Origin of the sequence: Nocardia sp. NPDC051981 (genome assembly GCF_040680715.1) — a bacterium.
Taxonomy (GTDB): Bacteria; Actinomycetota; Actinomycetes; order Mycobacteriales; family Mycobacteriaceae; genus Nocardia.
Genome location: NZ_JBFAXK010000014.1, coordinates 140,638 through 161,890 on the forward strand (window position 1 = coordinate 140,638; position 21,253 = coordinate 161,890).

Genomic DNA, 21,253 nt, shown 5'->3' on the forward strand with positions numbered 1-21,253 from the left:
CCTCGAATCGTCTCTCCGACATAGTGTGTTGGAGAGGGAGATGCGGAGGACTCACCATGGGGAGAGGGCCCGTGAGACTTTCGCATGTGGAGAAAAGGGGTCCAGATGCGTGAGCAACGCATACCGAATCCGACGTTGACCGCGTATCGGGAAACCACCTTCACCGCCGGGCCCAGTACCCGTGTCGGCCTGATGGGCGCGCTGGTCCTGGGCAGCGTGATCCTGGTCTGGGCAGCCGAGCGGGCCTCCCGCGAGGGCAATGACCACGGCTGGTTCGTGGCGGTGTCCTTCGCCGGGCTGTTCGTGGCCCGCGGGCTGTACCTGCGCCGGCCCATCACCCTGCCGCACCTCACCTACGCGGCATTGACCCTGGTGGTCTCGAACTTCAGCTATCGCACCGACCACCCGGTGGTCGGCTTCGTCTTCCTCGCCGCCAGCGGCGCCATCCTGGTGCTGCCGCAGGGCAGTAAACCGCAGCCCGAGCAGCTGCCCCGGGTGGCCGAACTGGTCCGGCGCAGCCAGGGGGATCCGCTGGCTCCCTTCGCGCTGCACTCGTCCAAGACCTACTTCTTCAACGAGAACGGCTCCGCCGCCATCGCCTACCGGGCCCGGCTCGGCATCGCGGTCGTCTCCGGCGATCCGATCGGCGACCCCGGCCGGTTCCCCGAATTGCTCACCGAATTCTCGCTCTTCGCGGGCAGCCACGGCTGGCGCATCGCGGTCCTGGGCGCCAGCCCGGAGGTCACCGAGATCTGGCAGCGGCGGGCGGTGGACCACCGCGGGCTGCGTGCCATCGCCGTCGGCCGGGACGTGATCGTCGACGTCGACCGCTTCGACATGGTCGGCCGCAAGTACCGCAACCTGCGGCAGGCGGTGAGCCGCACCAAGAACTTCGGCGTCACCACCGAGATCCTCCCCGAGGTCGCACTCACCGAACCCCAGCGCGAGACGTTGCTGGCCATCGTCGACGAGTGGGGGAGCGGGCGGCAGACCCGCGGCTTCTCCATGATCCTCGACCACCTGCTCGACGGCCGGCACCCCGGCATGCTGGTGGTGATCGCCCGCGACGCCGACGGCCAGGTGGTGGGATTCCAGCGCTACGGCGCCTCCGGCAACGGCCAGGACCTCAGCCTGGACGTGCCGTGGCGGCGGCGCGACGCACCCAACGGTCTCGACGAGCGCATGATCGTGGACCTGGTGGAGTACGCGCACGAACACGGGATCAAGCGAATCTCGCTGGCCTTCGCGGCGTTTCCGGAGATCTTCGCCGACAAGCACCGGTCGCGGACCATGCAGACGGTGTATCTCGCGGTGCGGCTGGGCGATCCGCTCATCCGGCTGGAATCGCTGTACCGGTTCCTGCGCAAGTTCAATGCCTTCGGCGACCAGCGCTACGTCCTGATCCGCTGGCGCGAGGTCCTGATCGCGGCGCTGGCACTGCTCACCCTGGAGTTCGTCCCCCACCGCAGGCAGTACTAGCCAACTCTCGGGCGCTTCTCACCGCAGAAAGTCGACCAGGGCGGCGGAGAATGCGGGGTTGGCGACGGCCGCGAGATGATCGCCGGGGACCACCACACAGGTGGCATCGCGCACAGCGCCAGATCCCGTCCCCGACGCGCGAATTCGCGGGCCATGCCCGCGCCCGATCCGGAGCTGGCGCCGGTGATGAGAATCTTCCGCCTGGTGGGATGCGCTCGGAAGGGGTCGCGGGCAAGCCCCCGGAACCCCTGCCGAACCGTGGTCACCCGAACGAGCCCGTACTGGGCCGCGCGGGCTGCAGATGCCAGGCCCCGCAGTTCTCGGTCGAGAACCCCACATCGGTCGCCTTGATCTCCACCGTGATCGGCTTCGTCCGGGTGAAGTCGCTGGTGATGATGTAGTAGTTCGGGTCCGGGTAGTCGCCCGGCTGCTGGACTTTCCACAGCCGCCGCCAGAAGCACGCGCCGGCGCCCGGATCCGGCGTCCCGTCGCCGATATACGTGCCCGGCTTGATGTCCACATTGACCAGATACGTCCCGTCCACCGTGATATCGGTGGCCGGTTCGGCGGCCGCGATTCCGGTTGCGGCCATTGTCAGCGCGGAAGCGAATGCTCCCGCGACCACGAGCGCGCCTGCACGCACGGTGTGCCTCCCTGAGCAACTCACTGCACCGCACGGTTCCCGGCGTGCGGTGTCGGGAGAGATCCCCGCATCTCCCGGGGGAGGGTCTATCAGAAATTCCGGTCTGTTTTCGGGAATTCGGTTGGTTTCGGAGAATTCACAAACTCGAGCGATGCCCTTTCGGCTCCCGCGACGATATTCAAACATGGGAAGTCTTCGCCCGGTCAGCACCGGCTGCGCCGACCACTGCGCCCGGCTGTGCACCGACGCAGGCCTGGCGGCCGTCCTGGCCACCGACCGCGGCCTGCTGCACTGGCGGGCCATAAGCCGTCTCGGCGACCCGGGCCTCGCCGAACACGCCGTGCAGGAGACCCTGCTGCGGGCGTGGCGCGCCTGCGCCAGCTACGACCCGGATCGGGGCAGCGTGCGCACCTGGCTGCTCACCATCGAACGCAATGTGCTCATCGATACCGCCCGCTTCCGGGCCGCCCGCCCCGGCGACACCAGCTGGGACCAGATCGGGGAGCAGGCCGAGAACCGCTGCGCTCGCCCCGACTTCACCGAGGCGCTGACCGACGGGCTGCTGGTCGCCGACCTGCTGGACCAGCTGCCGCCGCCGCAGCGCGACGCCATCGTGCAGGTGATCCTGCGGGATCGCGCCTACCAGGATGTGGCCGCCGACCTGGGCATACCGGTCGGCACCGTGAAGACACGGGTGCACTACGCCCTGCGCTCGCTGCGCCGATTGCCGATCAGCGCGTGACCCGACGCCGGAGGAGGTAGTTTCCCGGCGGCCGCAGTCATGTCGCGGACAGGTGAACCCACAGACCCCTCCACACGTCGAACAAGCAGCGGTCGATCCACATCGGCTCGGCCCTGAGCGAGGAGTTACCGATGACCGACACCACCCCGGCCCCCGGCGGGTTCCGCATGGACCGCCGGACCGCCCTGGCCACCACCGCGGTCGCCGCGACCGCGCTCACCGTGGCCGGATGCAGCACCTCCGACAAATCGGCCGCGGCCGCACCCAATCCGGCCCCCGCCAAGAACGATCCGGCCGCCGCCAAGAAACAGGGCAATGTCCTGGCCAATACCAGCGACGTTCCGGTCGGCGGCGGCATCATCAGCGGTGACACCGTGATCACCCAGCCCGTCGCCGGCACCTTCGACGGGTTCTCGTCCACCTGTACCCACCTGGGCTGCAAGGTGAATGCCGTCGAGGGCGGCCTGATCAAGTGTCCGTGCCACGGCAGCACATTCAACCTGGACGGCACGGTCGCCGGCGGGCCCGCGCCGCGCGCGCTGGACCCCAGGGCCATCCGCGTCGACGGGGATCAGATCGTCTCGGCCTGATCCCACCCGACACCGAGCTCGACGCCCGGGAGAGTGTCGAGCCGCCCCGAGCTCGGCTCGGGGCGTGTTGCGTTACCCGCTCTCCACACCGACCTGACCGCCCCCGCACGCCTGGAGCTGCGGGGGCGGATTCGTCCGGGCGCGTCGCCCGGGTGGGGGCTGCGAAATGCGGGATAGTGGGCGCAGTGGTCTTTTGCCCATTGCGGCCGGTTGCGCCCAGGATGGTGATTTTCGGACGTCTGACCACTGGTAACGGTTCCATCACGAAGCTTGCCAGAAAGTAACTGGTGTTGCCAGAGTGAACAGCTGGGTCTGGTGTTACTAGTGGGAAGGGAGGGGCGCTCCGCCCCGAGCGCCGTCCGCTTATGAAGCCAAGCATCACTAAGGCCGGAATCTGCACCGCCGTCACCGCCGCGGCGATCACCACCGTGGCCGGGATCGTCCCGGTCGCCGCCCTGGCCGCGCCCGCGCTGCCGGAGCTGCCCCAGAAGCTCGCCGGGAAGACCATCTTCCTGGACCCGGGCCATCAGGGCGACAATCACACTCAGGATGAGAACAAGCAGGTCAGCGATGGTCGCGGCGGCACCAAGGCGTGCCAGACCACCGGCATGACCAGCCTGCACGGCATTGCCGAGCACACCATCAACTGGAATGTCGCGCAGCTGGTGCGCACCTCACTCGAGAGCCTGGGCGCCCACGTGGTCATGAGTCGCCCCGACGACACCGGCTGGGGTGGCTGCATCGACGATCGGGCCAAGGCCGCCAATGCCTCCGGCGCCGATATCGCCCTCAGCATCCACGCCGACAGCGGTCCCGCCGACGGGCACGGCTTCCATCTCATCGTGCCGGCGCTGCCCGTCGCCGACGCCAAGGTCAACGAGGTGCAGGGCGGCGCCGGGCTGGCCGCCGGCAAGGCCATGCGAGATGCCTACGTGCAGAGCGGGTATCAGGTCGCCACCTACAACGGGGCGGTCGACGGACTCCAGACCCGCTCCGATATCGCCGGGCCCGCACTGACCACGGTGCCGGACGTATTCCTCGAAATGGGCAACGGCGCCAATGCCGAGGACGCGCAGCAGCTGGAATCCCCCGAGGGGCAGCTCAAGCATGCCGTCACCATCACCACCGGGATCGCGTCCTACCTGCTCGGCGTGCCGGTGCCGGCCGACACCGGGGCGGCGTCCGAGCCGGGGACGCAACCGGGACAACAGGTTCCGGCGCAGCCCGCCGAGCCGCAGCCGCAGCCCGCGCAGGCCCCCGTACCGGCGCCGGCGCCGCAGGCCGGCGCTCCCGTGGAACCGAATCCGGCTGCGGCACACCAGAATCCTGCTGCGGCGCAGACACCGCAGGCGGCGGTTCCGCAGGCGCAGCCGGCCGTGGTGCCGGCGCAGGCGCCCCAGGCCGCCGTTCCGGCGACGCCGGCCCAGCCCGGGCAGCCTCCGGCCCAGGCGGGACAGGCCCCGGTGCAACCGGAGCCGACGCCTGCTCAGCAGGGGCAGCCGTCGACGTTCCCGGCGCAGCTTCCCGGGTATGCGGCGGCTCCTGCACCGTTGCAACTGAATCCGGCTCCGGCGCCACAGAATCCGGCTCCGGCGCAGCAGCCGGGTGAAGCGGCGCTCGAGGGGAGTCTGCAGGTCGCCCAGCAGCTGGCCGATCAGTTCCTGAAGACCTGGCTGCAGTCGCAGACGCCGGGTACCCAGCCGCAGACCACGCCGCAGCCGGGCACGCCGCCGCAGACCGGCGCCCAGCCGCAGGCGGCGCAGCCCGCACCGCCGGCGCAGACCAAGCCCGTCGCACGACCGATCGCGGATCAGCGTGCGCCGCAACGGCAATCGCCGGGCACTACGGGCGGACAGGGGACTCCGGCCACGCCGGCCGTCCCGGGTACGCAGTCGACCCCAGGCGTGCAGGCCCCGGGTGCGCAGGTTCCGGGCGCTCAGGTTCCGGGCGCGCAGGCCCCGGGCGCGCAGGTTCCAGGTGCGAAGGTTCCGGGTGCGCAAGTTCCGGGCGCGCAGGCCCCAGCGACCGACAAGAATTCCAAAACCAGTCGGCTGGACGGGATTTCCGTGAGTTCGCTGGTGCAGCTGGCCGTCAAATTCCTGGGCCCGCTCGCCAAGATGCTCACGGGCGATTCCGGTCTCGCTTCCGACGCGGTCAACTTGGCCTACAGCCTGGTCTCGGTGCTGAGCAGCACGTTGCTGAGCACGGCCACCAAGTAGTCCGCATCAGTGCGGTACGAATCGCCCCCGCGCCGAATCCTCCGGAGCGGGGGCGATTTTCGTCCGTATCGGCCCCATCCGAACCGCTCGGCATCCGGTGTCCCAGACCGGGCGAACAGTCGATATCGGGCAAACATTCCGCGATCCGAACGCGCGTTGGGGTGACTCGCCATCGCCTGCCTGGACAGCGTGGTCGTGGCAGCTCACCGGCGCATGAGCGGACAACCGCGTGTCCGGTGGTTGGCAAACATCCGGCGCAAGAGTTGCATGAATTCGGGTCGAACGGCCGGCGTAATCGACTCATCGATCGAGGTGGATGATGGCGCTCGGTGTGGGTTTGAGTATCGGCACGGTGAATACGGTCTGCTCCACGGCGGCGGATCGATCGGGAAGACTTCCGCGCGGCCGTCGGGGTGCGCCTCCGGCCACCTGGCGCACCACCCTTATCTTTGACAGTTCGGGCGCCGCCCGGGTCGGCCGCATTCCCCGGCACGGGCGGGTCATCACCGAATTCGCGGACCTCACCCAGCCGGGGGCTCGGGTCGCGCGGGTCGGGCATCGGGTGCTGTCGGCCGCGGATCTGGTGGCGACGGTGGCCTACAGCGTGGTGGCGGAGGTGCTGGGGCAGGCGCCGGCGGGGCCGCTGGGCGCGGGTGACACGGGAATCGCGGTGACCCATCCGGCCGGATGCCCCGCCGCCCTGGTGGCCGAGCTGCGCACCGCCCTCGACGGTGTCGGCCTCACCCGGGCCACCCTGGTGGCCGAGCCGATCGCCGCCGCGTTCTGGCTGGCCGCCGAACGGGGGCCGCTCACACCGGGTTTGGCGCTGGTCTACGACCTCGGCGGGTCCGGGCTGGATGTCACGCTGCTGCGGGTGGGCATGGGTGCGCCGAGCAATCCCGTCGTCGGATCGTCGCTGCACTCGGTCGAATACGGGGGCCGGGCCTTCGGGGACCTGGTGGCGCGCACGCTACGGCGCACGGCCGGATCGCAGATGGTGCCGCGTGGGCTCTCGGACGCCGATTCGGGTGAGTTGCGCAGCGAGCACATTCGCCGTTCGCTGGCGCTTGTCTACCGGTGCCTGCGCGTCGCGGACGTCACCATGGCCGATGTGGATCGGATCCTGGTGGTCGGTGGCGCTGCGCGGCCGCCGGAGGTGGCGCAGGTGCTCGCCGAGGAGCTGGCGCGTCCGGTGATGGTGGCCTCCGATCCGGAGCGCACGATCGCCGATGGCGCTGCCATCGCGGCCCGGCAGGCGCTGATCGCTCAGGATGCGGGGAGCCATCGGCCTCGTTCGCTGACGGGTCTGTTCCGGCGCGTCACCAGGGTGGCAGCGCTCTGAAGTGATCATTTGTCCTGCTACTCGCCGGTTCGCCGTGGCCTCGCGTGCTAATCGGCGCTAACTCGTGCAGGCATCAGGCGAACGGGCTGTTGACGCCTCTCCTGTTTGGTGTAACTATGGGGTACACATAACGCCACTGACTGGAGAGGTGACGACGATGTCTCCGACCACGACCCCCCTTGACGACCCCGTGGTTGCCGAAGCGCAGGAGTACGCCAACAAGCTGCTGCTGCTCTCGGAAGGGTCGGTGAACAAGCACTTCGACCCCTACGAGGACATCGACTGGGACAACCCCGACTTCGACGCCAACGCCCGCCCCGAGCGCTGGATCCTGCCGGAGTCCGCGGACCCTCTCGGCCGCCACGACTGGTACCAGTCGCTCCCGGTGGAGCGGCAGATCGAGGTGGGCAAGTACCGGCAGGCCAATATCGCCAAGGTCGGCCTGCAGTTCGAGTCCATCCTGATCAGCGGCATGGTGAACCACACCTTCTCGCTGCCCAACGGTGACGCGGAGTTCCGCTACTGCACCCACGAGATGGCCGAGGAACTCAACCACACCCTGATGTTCCAGGAGATGGTGAACCGCATCGGCACGGACGTGCCGGGCATGGGCCCGCTCGTCCGGCAGCTGCGCCTGTTCGGCGTGCCGGTCGCCATCGCGTTCCCCAACCTGTTCTTCATGGCCGTGCTCGCCGGCGAGGAGCCGATCGACCACATCCAGAAGCAGATCCTGCGCTCGGGTGAGGAGGTGCACCCGATCATGCGCGGCGTCATGAGCATTCATGTCGCCGAGGAGGCGCGCCACATCTCCTTCGCGCACGAGTTCCTCAAGCATCACGTGCCTGAGCGGAACGCGGCCAACCGCTTCATCCTCTCGATCGCCATGCCGATCGTCATGTTCATCCTGGGCCGCTCCATCGCGACCCCGCCGAAGAAGTTCTTCCAGGAGTTCGACATTCCGGAGCAGGTGCGCAAGGAGCTGTTCTACGGCTCCAAGGAGGCCAAGCAGGTCTTCAGCGACTACTTCATCGACGTGCGCGCGCTGGCCCACGAGATCGGCCTGATGAACCCGATCTCCAAGCGGGTCTGGAAGCTGCTCGGCATCGACGGCCCGGCCTCGCGCTACCGCTCGGAGCCGATCCGCTCCGGCACGGCCGCGTAGGGGAGGGGGACGTACAGTGCCGTACGTTGTCACCCAATCCTGTTGCAGCGACGCGTCCTGCGTCTACGCCTGCCCGGTCAACTGCATCCATCCGACCCCGGACGAGCCGGACTTCCTGACCGCGGAGATGCTCTACGTCGACCCGCAGGCCTGCGTGGACTGTGGGGCGTGCGCCACCGCGTGCCCGGTGGACGCCATCACGTCGTCGAAGAAGCTGACTTCCGAGCAGCTGCCGTTCATCGAGATCAACGCCGACTTCTACCGGCAGGAGCGGCCGCGCCCGCTGCTGGCGCAGCCGATTCCGGCCGCGGAGGTCAAGCCCGGGCGGGAGCCGCTGCGGGTGGCGGTCATCGGCTCCGGGCCCTCGGCCATGTACGCGGCCGACGAACTGCTCACGCAGCCCGGTGTTTCCGTGACCGTGTTCGACAAGGTGACCACGCCCTACGGTCTGGCCCGCTTCGGTGTCGCGCCCGATCACACCAAGACCCGCAGGGTCGGGGACCTCTTCGACGTGATCTCGGCGCAGCCGGGCTTCGGGTCCTACCTGAATGTGAATGTGGGACAGCATGTCTCGCACGAGGAGCTGCTGGCGCACCACCACGCGGTGATCTACGCGGTCGGTGCGTCCTCGGACCGCAAGCTCGGGATTCCGGGGGAGGGGCTGCCGGGCAGTACCTCCGCCACCGACTTCGTGGCCTGGTACAACGGGCACCCGGATCAGGCGTGCCGGTTCTTCGACCTGTCGCACCGGCGCGCGGTGATCGTGGGCAACGGCAATGTGGCGCTGGACGTCGCGCGGATTCTCGCCGCCGATCCGGAACTGCTGGTCGGCACCGATGTCTCGCAGCGGGCGTTGAATGCCCTGCGGCGCAGCAATATCGAGGAGGTGGTGATCCTCGGGCGGCGCGGTTCGGCCGAATCCGCCTTCACCGTGCCGGAATTCGTGGGCCTGCTGGGCGCGGACGTCGACATCGTGGTCGAGGGCGAGATTCCCGAGATCGTCGAGGGCATGTCGCAGAAGGTCGAGCACAAGCTGAAGCTGTTGCGCGGCTTGGCCGATCGGCCCGTGACTGGTCGCAAGCGTATCGTCTTCCGGTACCTGTCGGCACCGGTCGCGATCGCGGGCGTGGACCGGGTGACCGGGGTCGAGGTGGTGCGCAACGAACTCGTCACCGGCGATGACGGTGCGGTGCACGCGGTCCCGACCGGGGAGATCGAGACCCTCGACGCCGGACTGGTGCTGACCTCGGTGGGCTACCGGGGTGTGGCCCTGCCGGGCGTGCCGTTCGACGAGCGGGCCGGGGTCATCCCGAATCTGGACGGCCGGGTGCTCGAGGAGTCCGGCGGCTCGGTGGTGCCGGGTGCCTATGTCACCGGCTGGATCAAGCGCGGTCCGACCGGGTTCATCGGCACCAACAAGTCCTGCGCGCAGCAGACCGTGCGTCAGCTGGTGGACGACTTCAACGCCGGCCGCCTGGCGCAACCGGCGCACAGCGCAGGCGATTTCGACCGACTGGTCGGCGATCGTCAACCACACGCGATCCGTGGCGGCGCGGTCAACCGCCCCCGTCGCAAGTTTTCCCTGATGGTGCGCCGCTGACCCGCCCTTGTCGGTGCCGCCCATGAAGGCCGTCGCACGCCAACCCCCTGCGCGTGCGGCGGCTTTCGCCGTTTCGTCCCTTTTGTGGCCGGTCTTCCCCTGCCTCGGTGGGCTTCTCGTATCACCGGAGATGACTCTTTGTGCTGGGCAACGTATCCGGTCGCGCTCCGGCTGCGAATTTTCGGGGGCGGTGCGGAGGCACTGTACCGATGGTGTTGTGCGAGTTGTAATGCTGTGTTTGCTCGCTGCGACATCTGCGGTAGTAGAGAAGATTTCATTGCGAATCACGGACGGTAAAACGGCTCGCGTGGGGTGATCCGGGTCAGCTACCGACCAGTGATCGGTAGTCCACACCCCGTGCCGATTCTGCGGTCTGATCTTTCGGACACTCTTTGCCTACCGGTCGGTATGAGTTACTGGTTCGCTGAGTTGTAGCTATCGAGAAAGACTGTTCGGTTGCTTTCACTGTGCAGTTGGATTCGTTGTTGTTCGAACGGCTGCGTGACCAGTGGATTCGCTATCTTCGCTACTGGACGCGAAATCTTTTCTCCCAATCCGATATTCGAGTACCGCAATTGCCAGCTAACCTGAACGCGCTGTTTGGAAAACGACCGCGACCACATGGTTGGTACGCCCGTGGGCCGTGGTCTCGGTGCGTTGACGGGATGGCAATGACAGTTGGCTTTGGCATGAGCATCGGCACAGTGAACTCCGTCTGGGCGACCACTGCCGGTGATCGGAACCGGCCCGCGGTGCGTGTTCGCCGGACCGCCGTCACCTTCGACAGCGCCGGCGGCCCGCAGATCGGGGGCATTCCCCACTTCGTCCCGGTGGTCACCGACTTCGCCGATCTCACCAGCGAGCCGGACCCGGTGGCCATCGGCGGTCGCATCTGGTCCCCGGCGGACCTGGTGGCGGCCGTGGTGAACGGGCTCATCGAGACCAACGCCCCCGAGGCTCCCGCCGTAACCACCTATCCCGCTTGCTATTCGGACAAACACGTCACGCGATTGCGGCGGGCACTGGACTGGTCCGGCGCCGCCGACGTCATGCTCATGCCCGAGCCGGTGGCGGCGGTGGAATGGCTCGACGAGGAATACGGCATCTCCGAATCCGGGCTCACCCTGGTCTACGACCTCGGCGGAAACGCCCTGGACGTCGCGGTCGTGCGCACCGAGTCCGATCGCGACGAACGCGGCATCCTCGGGCGTGCCGAACGCTCGCACGACTACGGCGGACGGCCGCTGGGCACCCTGCTGGCCCGCTACGCGCGCAGCATCGCGCCCGGCTCGACACAGCCGGTCTCGGCCGTGGTGCCCGCCTCCGACACGAATCGCCTGCGCAGCTGGCACATTCGCAATTCGCTACGGTTGGTGCGCTCGGTCGTGCACCGGGCCGGGCTGCACATGGAGGAGATCGACCGGGTCCTGCTGGTCGGCGGCGCGGCCCGCCCCGCCGAGGTGGCCCGCGTACTGTCGGACCTGGGCCGCCCGGTCGTCATGTCGCCCGATCCGGCCAATACCGTGGCGGTGGGTGCGTCCATCGCCGCCTTTCACAGCGCGGACACCGGCTCCGCCATCGCCCGATACGCCCCCCGCGCCGCCGTGATCTCCGGCGCCGCAGTGGCTTCCGCGCTCGCTGTGTCCGCCGCCACCGTACTCGGCGGACCCGTCGACGGACCGCCCGGGCTCCAAGCCGCCCCCGAACCCGCCGAACCCGCCGACCCGTCCGCCGGTCCCGTGGCCCTCGGCACCCACGATGTCATCGTCCTCGACGATGCCGGCGCGCCGCCCGGCATCGGCCCCCACGCCATCGCCACCGTGGCAGCCGTCCGCGCCTACTCCCCGCTGGCCCCGACCGTCACCCCCACCTGGGTCGCCGGCCACCCCGTCGATTCCACCGGCGGCGGCACCCACTGCGAAACCCGCACTGTCACAGGCATAGGCAGCGCCTACGGCAACCCGGCGCAGTTCACCAACCCCCTCCCGTTCCAGAACTCCGCCCCCGGCGGCTGGACCGTCGGCTCATACTCCGGCCACGTCCCCAAGGTCAGCGCCCCCGGCACCCTCCCCGGCGGAACCATCCCCGGCGCAACGCAACCCGGAACCCAATCCGGCGCGGGTCAGCCTGGTGCCGGTCAGCCCGGCAGTGGCCAGCCTGGCGCGGGTCAGCCCGGTACCGGTCAACCCGGCGTAGGCCAGCCTCGTGGCACAACTCGCGGAAGTTACTCGGGCGGAACCCAACCCGGTACTCCAGGTGGAATACCCGGCGGCGGAATCGCGGGCGGTTCGAACCCAGGCGGTTCCGCACCGGGCACCTCCACCGGCGGAACCAACACCGGCGGCAATCCCGGTACATCGACCCCCGGCAGCGGTACCCCAGCAGGCGGTGGTGGCGGAACCGGTGACCCGGCTGGAGCCAAAACGGGCGGTTCTCCGGGTGGTTCCAACCCTGGTGGCTCCAACCCCGGCGGCTCGAACCCGGGCGGCTCGAACCCGGGCGGCTCGAACCCGGGCGGCTCGAACCCGGGCGGCTCGAACCCGGGTGGTTCCAACTCCGGCGGCTCCAAGCCTGGCGGAATCGGCGCGGGCGCAACCTCTCCCAGGGGCTCGACCCCCGGTGGCGGTTCTCCTGGTGGCTCGATCGGCGGCGGCACCCATACCGGCGGCAACGCCTCCGGCGGCGGCTCCCCCATGGGGGGCGGCCTCGGCGCCGGCATGGGCAGCCCCGGCGGCTCCTCGCCCGGCGGCAGCCACGGCATGGGCAGCCCCGGCGGCTCCTCACCCGGCGGCAGCCACGGCGGCATGGGTGGCGGCGGCAAGGGCGGAGGTGGCGGCGGTGGCCACCACTGATCCGTTGCGGCACTGTGTATCCCGCTGGCAGGGGCCGTCCGGCCGCGCCGCCGACCCGGCCGCGGCGGTCATGGCGGCACTGATCTTCGGTGGGCGCCTGCATCCTTCGGATGCCGGACCTGTGGTGGCCACGACTCATCCCCCGCGGCACTCTGCATCCCGTCGGCCGGGGTCGTTCGGCCGCACCTCGGATCCCGCCGCGACAGTCCTGGTCGTACTGATCTTCGCCGGGCGCCCGCATCGTTCGGACGCCGGACCTGTCGTGGCCTCGATTCGGTATGGGCGAAGGCTTTTCGGCGAATCCTCCATCGGGCGTGTCCTCCCGCACGCCGGTGGGGGTTGCGGGGGAGATCGGGCGGTGGCGTCCCACCACCTGCCCGCTCCCCACGGTGACGTAGGTGGCCGGCGGGACTGACCAACCCGCCCCACCTCGTCCCCGGGCTCGGGCGAGCGGCAGCGCGCCCGCGCGGACCGGCGATGGGGAGTGGCGGACCTGCGACGTCCGCGTCCCCCATCGTCGAAAGTGACCGGCCCACCTCGCGTTTCCTGTGCCCGGGGCGCGGTGGTGGGCCAGTCGCGGGTCAGCGGGCGGTGAAGCCGCCGTCGATGGCGAGGGCCGCGCCCGTGATGAAGCTCGCCTCGTCGCTGAGCAGGTAGGCGCAGAAGGCGGCGATTTCCGCGGGGCGGGCGATGCGGCCGAGGGGGTGCAGGGCGGCGATGGCGGCCTCGCCCTCCGGGGTGGCGCCCATGGAGGCCCGGAAGGCGGGGGTGTCGACCGCGCCGGAGACCAGGGCGTTGACCCGGATGGACCGGTCGGCCGCTTCCATGGCGACGGCCTGGCGGAAAACGGCCGTCACGCTTGATGTGTCATCTAACTGGGAATCAAGCGGGGGCGAGGATATCCGGCAGCTCGTCGAGTCCGTCGACGATCGTCGCCCGCGCGGCGTCGGGCTGCTCGGCGGTCAGGTACCCCCAGGGCCCGCGCCGGATGAGCACCGGCATCATGCCCGCCGCCCGGACCGGCAGCACGTCATTGTCGACCCGATCCCCGACATAGCAGATCTCGCCGGGCAGGACCCCCGCCACCTCCGCGACCCGCGCGAAGAACTCGGGATCCGGCTTCTCCAGCGCCCATTCGGCCGAGGTGTACACCGCGTCCACCGGCAGCTCCATCCGCTCCAGTGCCGATTTCGCCTGCGGCGGTTGGTTTCCCGCGATGATCACGCTGATGCCGCGTGCCCGCAGCTCGCCCAGCGCCCGCCGCACATCCGGGTACAGGTCGGCGGCGTCGAAGTTGTTGCGCAGGCTCTCCGGCTCCTCGGCGGCCCATGCGATCTGCTCGGCCTCGATATCGATACCCGGCCGCACCAATTCGAAGGCGTCGGTGAGCGGGCGCCCGGTGGCCGCCATGCCGCCGATCACGCCCAGGAACGCGAAGCGCGGCACGCCGAGCCGGTCGGCCCATCGGCACCAGATGCGCGTCTCGTCGATCAGCGTCTCGCCCACATCGAATACCGCAGCCTTGATCATTCGCCCAGCGTATCGGGCGGTGGTTCAGCGTTGTGCGTTGAGGAAGCCGATGACGGTCGCGCCCCACCAGCACAGCTGCGATACCAGTCCGGTGGCCGCGCCCCAGGCCAGCAGCCGCGGCGTCAGCGGGCGCTCGCCGCGAGCCTGCAGGCGGCGGTTGAGCGCGCACGCCTGAATCCCGTTGAGCGTCAGCACGAGTACCAGCGCCAGCTTGGTGCGGGTCATGCTGGAGGCGAGATTCGGTTCCAGCACGCAGCCGCTGGCCACCAGCCCGGCCAGGCCCAGCCAGATCGGCACGTGCAGGCGGCCGACCGCCCGCAGGGTCTCGGCCAGTCCGAGACGTCCTGCGGCCCAGCGCAGGACGAAGGAATCGGCCATGAGCACCCCGCCGAAACCCACCACCAGCGAGGCCAGATGGACGAACAGCCCGCCGGTGTGCACGGCCGGGCTGGTGGTGACGTGGGCGGCGATCCAGACGGCGGCCGCGAAGGCGCCGGTGGCCAGTAGCGCCGCGGCGGACACGATCCACCACGAATCGTGCGGGAGTCCCGCAGTCCCGGTGTGATACCGGGCGTCACTGGTCTGGAGCATGGACGAGCCTTCTGTTAGGTAAGGGAATCCTAAACTACTAAGAAGGTCGTCCCGGTGGCAAGTCGGCATCGATCCCGCGGCGGCTAGCACCGAGGCACACTGGTGTGAGTTGTCGTGCGCGGGAGGGGAGAACCTGATGGACGCCAGGATTCGCGGAACCGTCATGCCGGTGCTCGAGGTCGCACTGGACCCCGGTGACCGGCTCATCGCCGAGGCCGGCCAGCTCTCCTGGATGACCGACTCCATCCGCCTCAGCACCTCCACCCGCGGCGCCGCGGGCGGCGTCTTCGGCGCGGTCCGCCGCGCCATGGCCGGCGCGGGCCTGTTCATGACCGAGTACACGGCCCACCGCGATCCCGGCCGGGTCTCCTTCGCCGCCAAACTCCCCGGCCAGATCCTGCCCGTGCAGATCGGCAAGGGGCGCGAATACCTGGTGCACCGGCACGGATTCCTCTGCGCCGCAGGCGATGTCCGCGTGGCCCTGAGCTTCCAGCGCCGCCTGGGCGCGGGCATCTTCGGCGGCACCGGATTCACGCTGCAGCGCCTCAGCGGCGACGGCTACGCCTGGGTCGAGCTCTCCGGCGAAGTGGTCCAATACGATCTGGCCGCCGGCGAAACCCTCCGCGTCCACCCCGGCCACATCGGATTGTTCGATGCCTCGGTGGATTTCGACATCACCATGGTCAAGGGCATCCGCAATGTGCTCTTCGGCGGTGACGGCCTCTTCCTCGCCGCCCTCACCGGCCCCGGCCGAGTCTGGTTGCAGTCCTTGACCATCACCAACCTCGCCCACTCCCTCATCCCGTACCTGCCCATCCCGGAAGTCGGCGCCCAGCAGCGCTGACGCGGCCGTGCGACGTCAGGCCGAGAGTTCGAGGGGGAGGGCGGCGGTGGCGTAGCGGTCCAGGGCCACTTCGGCCAGGAGCGGGTGCGCGCCGATGGTTTCGGCGTGCGGCAGTTGCGGCAGGGCCTCGTGCAGCCGGTCGGTGAGCAGGCCCGGGGCCAGGAACCAGGGCGCGACCAGGACGTGGTCCGCGCCGCGGGCCCGGAGCCGGGCGAACGCCTGCTGCACCGTGGGTTCGGTGGTGGCGAAGCAGATTTCGGTGTCCCAGCCGGTCATCGCGGTCAGCAGCCGTGCCACGTCACCGGTGCGGGTATTGGCGGCCGCGGACGAGGAGCCCACGGCGGCAACGGCAATGCCCCAGCGTGGAGCGGCGAGCCTGCCCGCGCCGTGGGCGACGTCGGTCAAGGTCGGCGGGGCGTCCGCGGTCATGGCCGCGACGATCCGATCGCGCAGGGCGATGATCAGGTGCGGATCGGGGCCGAGCACTTCGGCCTGGGTCAGCCGCAGCCGGGGATGCCGGGCGCGAGCGGCCTCCAGCATCCCGGGCAGGTCCACCCGGGCATGAAAGGCACTGCCCAGCAGTAGCGGAACTACGATGGCATGCGAATGCCCGTCGGCCGCAACCGCATCCACGACCTGATCCACCGACGGAGTGCTCAGATCCAGAAACGCCAGGCGCACATCGAGATCCGGCCGCTGGGCCGCGATCCGCGCGACCACGGCCCGCATGGTCGCGGCCGAGCGCGGATCCCGGCTGCCGTGCGCCACAGCGATGAGCGCGGGCGTGTCCTCGATCCGGAAGGGCCGGGCCGGGCCGCCGTGCACCGTGGACAGCGTCCCGGGCGCGCGGTGCGCGGCTGCCCCGCCCGGCGGGACGGCCGGAACTGCGCCGTTGCCGGGCGGATTCATCTCAGGCCCCGACCTCGACCGCGGTCAGCGCGTCGCCGACCAGGCCCGCGGCCAGGGTGTTGCCGCCCGCGGGGTCGATCAGCAGGAACGAACCGGTGTGGCGGTTGACGCTGTAGTCGTCGGCCACGATCGGGTCGGCCACGCGCACCGAGATGCGGCCAATGTCGTTGAGCGACAGCGACTCCGGGTCCGGATCGGCGGCCAGGTGCTGCTCGTCGAAACGCTCCAGCAGCGCGCCGACAATGGCCTGCGTGGTGCGGGTGCCGTGCTTGAGCAGCAGGCGCGCGCCCGGGCGCAGCGGCTTGTCGCCGAGCCAGCAGACGGTGGCGTCGAAGGCCTCGATCGGTTCGGGAGCGCCGGTGGCGGCGGCGATCACGTCACCGCGCGAGACGTCCACGTCGTCGGCCAGGATCAGGGTGACGCTGCGGCCGGGCTGGGCCGAACCCAGTTCGCCGTTCGGGGTGTCGATGCGCTCGACCGTGGTGCGGGTGCCGGACGGCAGCACCACGACCTCGTCGCCCTTGGAGACCACGCCCGCCGCGACCTGACCCGCGTAGCCGCGGTAGTCCGGGTACTCGGCGGTGCGCGGCCGGATCACGTACTGCACCGGGAAGCGCAGCCCCACCTCATGGCGGCCGTGTACGTCCGCGTCCACCGGCACCGACTCCAGGTGCTCGATGAGCGAGGGTCCGTCGTAGTACGGGGTGTTCTCCGAGCGCGAGGCGACGTTGTCACCGTGCAGCGCGGAGACCGGTATCTTCTGCACATCGTCGGCCGACCAGCCGAGTTTGGCGGTCAGCTCGGCGAATTCGGAGGTGATCTTGTCGAACACGCCGGCCGGATCGTCCACCAGGTCGATCTTGTTGACGGCCAGCACCAGCTTCGGCACCCCCAGCAACGCCATCACCGCGGCGTGCCGGCGGGTCTGCTCGATGACACCCTTGCGGGCGTCGACGAGCAGGATCACCAGCTGCGCGGTGGACGCGCCGGACACCGTATTGCGGGTGTACTGCACGTGTCCCGGGGTGTCGGCGAGCACGAAAGACCGCTTGGGCGTGGCGAAGTAGCGATACGCCACGTCGATGGTGATGCCCTGCTCGCGCTCGGCGCGCAGGCCGTCCACCAGCAGCGACAGGTCCGGCGTGGACAGACCCTTGTCGACCGAGGCGCGGGTCACCGCGTCGATCTGGTCCGCCAGCACGGACTTGGTGTCGTACAGCAAACGTCCGACCAGGGTGGACTTGCCGTCGTCGACCGATCCGGCGGTGGCCAGTCTCAATAGGTCGGACATCAGAAGTAACCCTCTCGCTTGCGGTCTTCCATGGCGGCTTCGGAGACGCGGTCGTCGCCGCGCGTCGCGCCACGTTCGGTGAGCCGGGACGCGGCGACCTCGGCCAGAATCGCGTCATTGTCGGCGGCATCGGAAATGATTGCGCCGGTGGTGGATCCGTCGCCGACGGTGCGGTAGCGCACCGACTTGATCAGCAGCTCCTCGTTGTCGGCCGGGCCGCCCCACACGCCCGGGGTCATCCACATGCCGTCGCGCTGGTACACCGGGCGCTCGTGGGCGTAGTAGATGCTGGCCAGCTCCACGTCCTCGCGGGCGATGTAGCGCCAGATGTCGAGCTCGGTCCAGTTCGAGATCGGGAACACGCGCACGTGCTCGCCCGGAGCGTGCCGGCCGTTGTACAGGTTCCACAGCTCGGGCCGCTGCCGCTTCGGGTCCCAGCGGCCGAAGGCATCGCGCAGCGAGAAGATGCGTTCCTTGGCGCGCGACCGTTCCTCGTCGCGGCGGCCGCCACCGAAGACCGCGTCGAAGCGGTTCTCGTTGATGGCGTCCAGCAGCGGCACGGTCTGCAGCGGATTGCGGATCCCGTCCGGGCGCTCCTGCAGGCGGCCGTCGGCGAGGTAGTCCTCGACCGACGCGACATGCAGTCGCAGGCCGTACTTCTCGACCACCTTGTCGCGGAAGTCGAGGACCTCGGGCAGGTTGTGCCCGGTGTCCACGTGCAGCAGCGCGAATGGCAGCGGCGCGGGCCAGAAGGCTTTGATCGCCAGGTGCAGCAGCACCGTGGAGTCCTTACCGCCCGAGAAGAGGATGACGGGGCGTTCGAACTCGCCCGCTACCTCACGGAAGATATGGATGGACTCGGACTCCAGGGCGGCCAGAGTGTCGAATTCTGCCCCGAGCGGAGCGAGAAGATGAGATGCAGCGATGGAAGTCATGATGCGTGCAACCCGCATTCGGTCTTGGCGAGCCCGGCCCAGCGGCCGGATCGCGGATCGGATCCAGGTTCCGGCTTCCGCGTGCACGGAGCGCAACCGATGGACGGATATCCCTCTTCGACAAGGGGATTCACGAGGATGCCGTTCGCCTCGATGTAGGCGGCCATCTCCTCGTCGGACCAGGCGGCGATCGGGTTGATCTTCACCAGGCCGAAGCCCTCGTCGAAGGAGATCAAGGGCGCATTGGCGCGGGTGGGCGCCTCCACCCGGCGGATGCCGGTGACCCAGGCGTTGTACCCGGTCAGCGACTTCTTCAGCGGCACCACCTTGCGCAGGCGGCAGCATTCGGCGGCGTCCCGCGCGAACAGGTCCTTGCCGAGCAGCTGATCCTGTTCGGCCACACTGTGTTCCGGCTGCACATTGACGATGTTCACGCCGTACACCAGCTCGACCGCGTCACGGGTGCCGATGGTCTCGGCGAAGTGGTAGCCGGTGTCGAGGAACAGCACGTCCACGCCCGGGCGCACCTGGGCGGCCAGCTGCACCAGCACCGCGTCCTGCATGTTCGACGCCACGATGTAATTCGCGCCGAAGGTGTCCTCGGTCCACTGCAGCAGTTCCTGCGCGGTCGCGTTCGGGCCGAGCTCGGCATTGCCCTTCTCGACCAGGGCGCGCAGCTCGGATTCCGCGAGTTTCGTTGTGGTCATTGATGTTTCTCCCAACTACCGCAGGTCTGCTTCATCGGCTCGGACCGCCCACTGCGCGAAACGCTCACCCTCATCACGGTTCTTGATGAAGTTGCGCACCACGCGCTCGATGTAGTCACCCAGCTCTTCGCTGGTCACCTTGTGCTGCCGGAGCTTTCGGCCGAAGCCGGAGTCGAGGCCAAGGGAGCCGCCCAGGTGAACCTGGAAACCCTCCACTTGATTCCCGTCGCCGTCGTCGACCAGCTGGCCCTTGAAACCGATGTCTGCGATCTGGGACCGGCCGCAGGAGTTGGGGCAGCCGTTGATGTTCACCGTGATCGGCACGTCCAGGTCGGCATTGATATCCGCGAGCCGGGTCTCCAGCTCGGGCGCCAGCACCTGCGACCGCTTGCGGGTCTCGGTGAACGACAGCTTGCAGAACTCGATACCACTGCACGCCAGCAGGTTCCGCCGCCAGTGCGACGGACGGCCGTGCAGGCCAAGCGGTTCCAACTCCTCGATCAGCTGCTCGACCTTGTCGTCGGGGACGTCGAGCACGATGAGCTTCTGGTACGGGGTGAAACGGACCCGATCGGAGCCCGCGCGCTCGATCGCGTCGGCCGCCCGGCTCAGGATGGTGCCCGAGACGCGGCCGGCGATGGGGGAGAAGCCGATCGCGTTCAGCCCGTTGCGCAGCTTCTGCACCCCGATGTGGTCGATGGGCCGCTTCGGCTGCTCCGGAGCCGGGCCGTCGATGAGCTTCCGCTTCAGGTACTCGGTCTCGAGCACCTCGCGGAACTTCTCGATGCCCCAGTCCTTCACGAGGAACTTGAGGCGGGCCTTGGTGCGCAGGCGGCGGTAGCCGTAGTCGCGGAACAGCGACACGACCGCCTCCCACACATCGGGCACCTCGTTCAGCGGCACCCACACACCGACGCGCTGGGCCAGCATCGGGTTGGTCGACAGGCCGCCGCCGACCCACAGGTCCAGGCCCGGGCCGTGCTCGGGGTGCACGACGCCGACGAAGGCGACGTCGTTGATCTCGTGCACCACGTCCTGCTGACCGGAGATGGCGGTCTTGAACTTGCGCGGCAGGTTTGAGTATTCCTTCTTGCCGATGTAGCGCTTGACGATCTCGTCGATGGCCCAGGTGGGATCGATGATCTCGGTGAGGGATTCACCCGCCAGCGGCGAGCCCAGCACCACGCGCGGGCAGTCGCCGCACGCCTCGGTGGTCTGCAGGCCGACCGCTTCGAGCCGCCGCCAGATCTCCGGCACGTTCTCGATCTCGATCCAGTGGTACTGGACGTTCTCGCGGTCGGACAGATCCGCGGTGTCGCGCGCGAACTCGGTGGAGATCTGCGCGAGGGTGCGTAGTTGCTTCAGGTTCAGCGCACCGGCGTCGCAGCGCACCCGCATCATGAAATAGCGGGCCTCGAGGATGTCGATGTTCTCGTCGCCGGTCCAGGTGCCGTCGTAGCCCTGCTCACGCTGGGTGTACAGACCCCACCAGCGCATGCGGCCGCGCAGATCGCTCTTGTCGATCGAGTCGAATCCGCCCTTGGCGTAGATGTTCTCGATGCGCGCCCGCACGTTGAGCGGGTTGTCGTCCTTCTTGCTCTGCTCGTTGGCATTGAGCGGCTCGCGGTACCCGAGCGCCCACTGTCCCTCGGACTTGCGCTTCACCGGTCGCGCGGTGCGCTCCCGCGGCGCGACGGGCGCTTCCGACCGCGGGCGATCCGGACGCACGCGTCGCTCCGCGGCGGGTTTCTCGGGCCGGGCGGATCGAGCGTTATCGGAACTGGTGGCGTCGGTGCTCGACGTCATGGGGTCGCTCC

At 69.2% G+C, this 21,253-nt stretch carries 17 protein-coding genes and 1 pseudogene; 9 read left to right on the plus strand and 9 right to left on the minus strand.

Annotated features, from left to right (window positions below; all coding sequences use genetic code 11):
* Positions 1 to 105 precede the first annotated feature (105 nt).
* Positions 106 to 1,479 carry a phosphatidylglycerol lysyltransferase domain-containing protein gene (locus AB0L60_RS24115; protein ID WP_364617676.1) on the plus strand — a complete coding sequence of 458 codons (1,374 nt, stop codon included), beginning with the start codon at positions 106 to 108 and terminating at the stop codon, positions 1,477 to 1,479.
* A 262-nt stretch (positions 1,480 to 1,741) separates the two neighbouring features.
* On the opposite strand, the gene AB0L60_RS24120 is transcribed toward AB0L60_RS24115, so the two are convergent.
* Entirely contained in the window at positions 1,742 to 2,122 is a 381-nt protein-coding gene (locus AB0L60_RS24120) for a hypothetical protein (RefSeq protein ID WP_364617678.1), read from the minus strand.
* A 184-nt stretch (positions 2,123 to 2,306) separates the two neighbouring features.
* Between AB0L60_RS24120 and AB0L60_RS24125 the strand changes: the two genes are divergently transcribed.
* The 7 genes and pseudogenes from AB0L60_RS24125 to AB0L60_RS24155 all read left to right on the plus strand — a co-directional run bounded on the left by AB0L60_RS24125 (position 2,307) and on the right by AB0L60_RS24155 (position 12,629).
* Positions 2,307 to 2,864, plus strand: coding sequence for a sigma-70 family RNA polymerase sigma factor (locus AB0L60_RS24125; RefSeq protein WP_364617680.1), 558 nt, complete (start codon positions 2,307 to 2,309; stop codon positions 2,862 to 2,864).
* Between the two features lie 131 nt (positions 2,865 to 2,995).
* The gene (locus AB0L60_RS24130) at positions 2,996 to 3,454 is read left to right on the plus strand and encodes a Rieske (2Fe-2S) protein (protein ID WP_364617682.1); all 459 of its coding nucleotides are present in this window, start codon (positions 2,996 to 2,998) and stop codon (positions 3,452 to 3,454) included.
* 365 nt (positions 3,455 to 3,819) lie between these two features.
* Positions 3,820 to 4,602 (plus strand): annotated as a pseudogene (locus AB0L60_RS24135) (N-acetylmuramoyl-L-alanine amidase); the annotation flags it as partial.
* 1,390 nt (positions 4,603 to 5,992) lie between these two features.
* Positions 5,993 to 7,015 carry an Hsp70 family protein gene (locus AB0L60_RS24140; protein WP_364617684.1) on the plus strand — a complete coding sequence of 341 codons (1,023 nt, stop codon included), beginning with the start codon at positions 5,993 to 5,995 and terminating at the stop codon, positions 7,013 to 7,015.
* Between the two features lie 157 nt (positions 7,016 to 7,172).
* On the plus strand, positions 7,173 to 8,177 hold the full coding sequence (locus AB0L60_RS24145; RefSeq protein WP_364617686.1) for a diiron oxygenase: 1,005 nt from the start codon (positions 7,173 to 7,175) through the stop codon (positions 8,175 to 8,177).
* Positions 8,178 to 8,193: 16 nt separating this feature from the next.
* Positions 8,194 to 9,777, plus strand: coding sequence for an FAD-dependent oxidoreductase (locus tag AB0L60_RS24150; RefSeq protein ID WP_364617688.1), 1,584 nt, complete (start codon positions 8,194 to 8,196; stop codon positions 9,775 to 9,777).
* A 689-nt stretch (positions 9,778 to 10,466) separates the two neighbouring features.
* Entirely contained in the window at positions 10,467 to 12,629 is a 2,163-nt protein-coding gene (locus AB0L60_RS24155) for an Hsp70 family protein (protein WP_364617690.1), read from the plus strand.
* A 581-nt stretch (positions 12,630 to 13,210) separates the two neighbouring features.
* Here the strand turns inward: AB0L60_RS24155 and AB0L60_RS24160 are convergent.
* From AB0L60_RS24160 to AB0L60_RS24170, 3 genes are read right to left on the minus strand one after another with little or no spacing between them, the layout of a single operon-like run.
* Positions 13,211 to 13,486: an SDR family oxidoreductase gene (locus AB0L60_RS24160; RefSeq protein ID WP_364617692.1), complete on the minus strand. Its 276-nt coding sequence runs from the start codon at positions 13,484 to 13,486 to the stop codon at positions 13,211 to 13,213.
* Positions 13,487 to 13,511: 25 nt separating this feature from the next.
* A complete protein-coding gene (locus AB0L60_RS24165) occupies positions 13,512 to 14,159 on the minus strand; it encodes an HAD family hydrolase (protein ID WP_364617694.1) in 648 nt (215 codons plus the stop codon).
* Between the two features lie 24 nt (positions 14,160 to 14,183).
* A complete protein-coding gene (locus tag AB0L60_RS24170) occupies positions 14,184 to 14,750 on the minus strand; it encodes a hypothetical protein (protein WP_364617696.1) in 567 nt (188 codons plus the stop codon).
* A 136-nt stretch (positions 14,751 to 14,886) separates the two neighbouring features.
* Between AB0L60_RS24170 and AB0L60_RS24175 the strand changes: the two genes are divergently transcribed.
* A complete protein-coding gene (locus AB0L60_RS24175) occupies positions 14,887 to 15,594 on the plus strand; it encodes a TIGR00266 family protein (protein WP_364617698.1) in 708 nt (235 codons plus the stop codon).
* Positions 15,595 to 15,609: 15 nt separating this feature from the next.
* Here AB0L60_RS24175 and AB0L60_RS24180 read toward each other — a convergent pair whose 3' ends face one another.
* The 5 genes from AB0L60_RS24180 to AB0L60_RS24200 are packed head-to-tail and all read right to left on the minus strand — an operon-like array spanning position 15,610 to position 21,242.
* Positions 15,610 to 16,503: a CbiX/SirB N-terminal domain-containing protein gene (locus tag AB0L60_RS24180; RefSeq protein WP_364617700.1), complete on the minus strand. Its 894-nt coding sequence runs from the start codon at positions 16,501 to 16,503 to the stop codon at positions 15,610 to 15,612.
* A gap of 1 nt (position 16,504) precedes the next feature.
* Positions 16,505 to 17,794 (minus strand): GTP-binding protein, encoded by a 1,290-nt coding sequence (locus AB0L60_RS24185; protein WP_364617702.1) that lies wholly within the window; start codon positions 17,792 to 17,794, stop codon positions 16,505 to 16,507.
* Positions 17,794 to 18,729, minus strand: coding sequence for a sulfate adenylyltransferase subunit CysD (gene cysD, locus AB0L60_RS24190; RefSeq protein ID WP_364617704.1), 936 nt, complete (start codon positions 18,727 to 18,729; stop codon positions 17,794 to 17,796). The genes AB0L60_RS24185 and cysD overlap by 1 nt, the downstream gene beginning before the upstream one ends.
* Positions 18,726 to 19,436, minus strand: a complete 711-nt coding sequence (locus AB0L60_RS24195) for a phosphoadenylyl-sulfate reductase (RefSeq protein ID WP_354835471.1) — start codon at positions 19,434 to 19,436, stop codon at positions 18,726 to 18,728. Before AB0L60_RS24195 ends, cysD begins: the two co-directional genes overlap by 4 nt.
* A 15-nt stretch (positions 19,437 to 19,451) precedes the next feature.
* Positions 19,452 to 21,242 (minus strand): nitrite/sulfite reductase, encoded by a 1,791-nt coding sequence (locus AB0L60_RS24200; RefSeq protein WP_364617707.1) that lies wholly within the window; start codon positions 21,240 to 21,242, stop codon positions 19,452 to 19,454.
* Positions 21,243 to 21,253 lie beyond the last annotated feature (11 nt).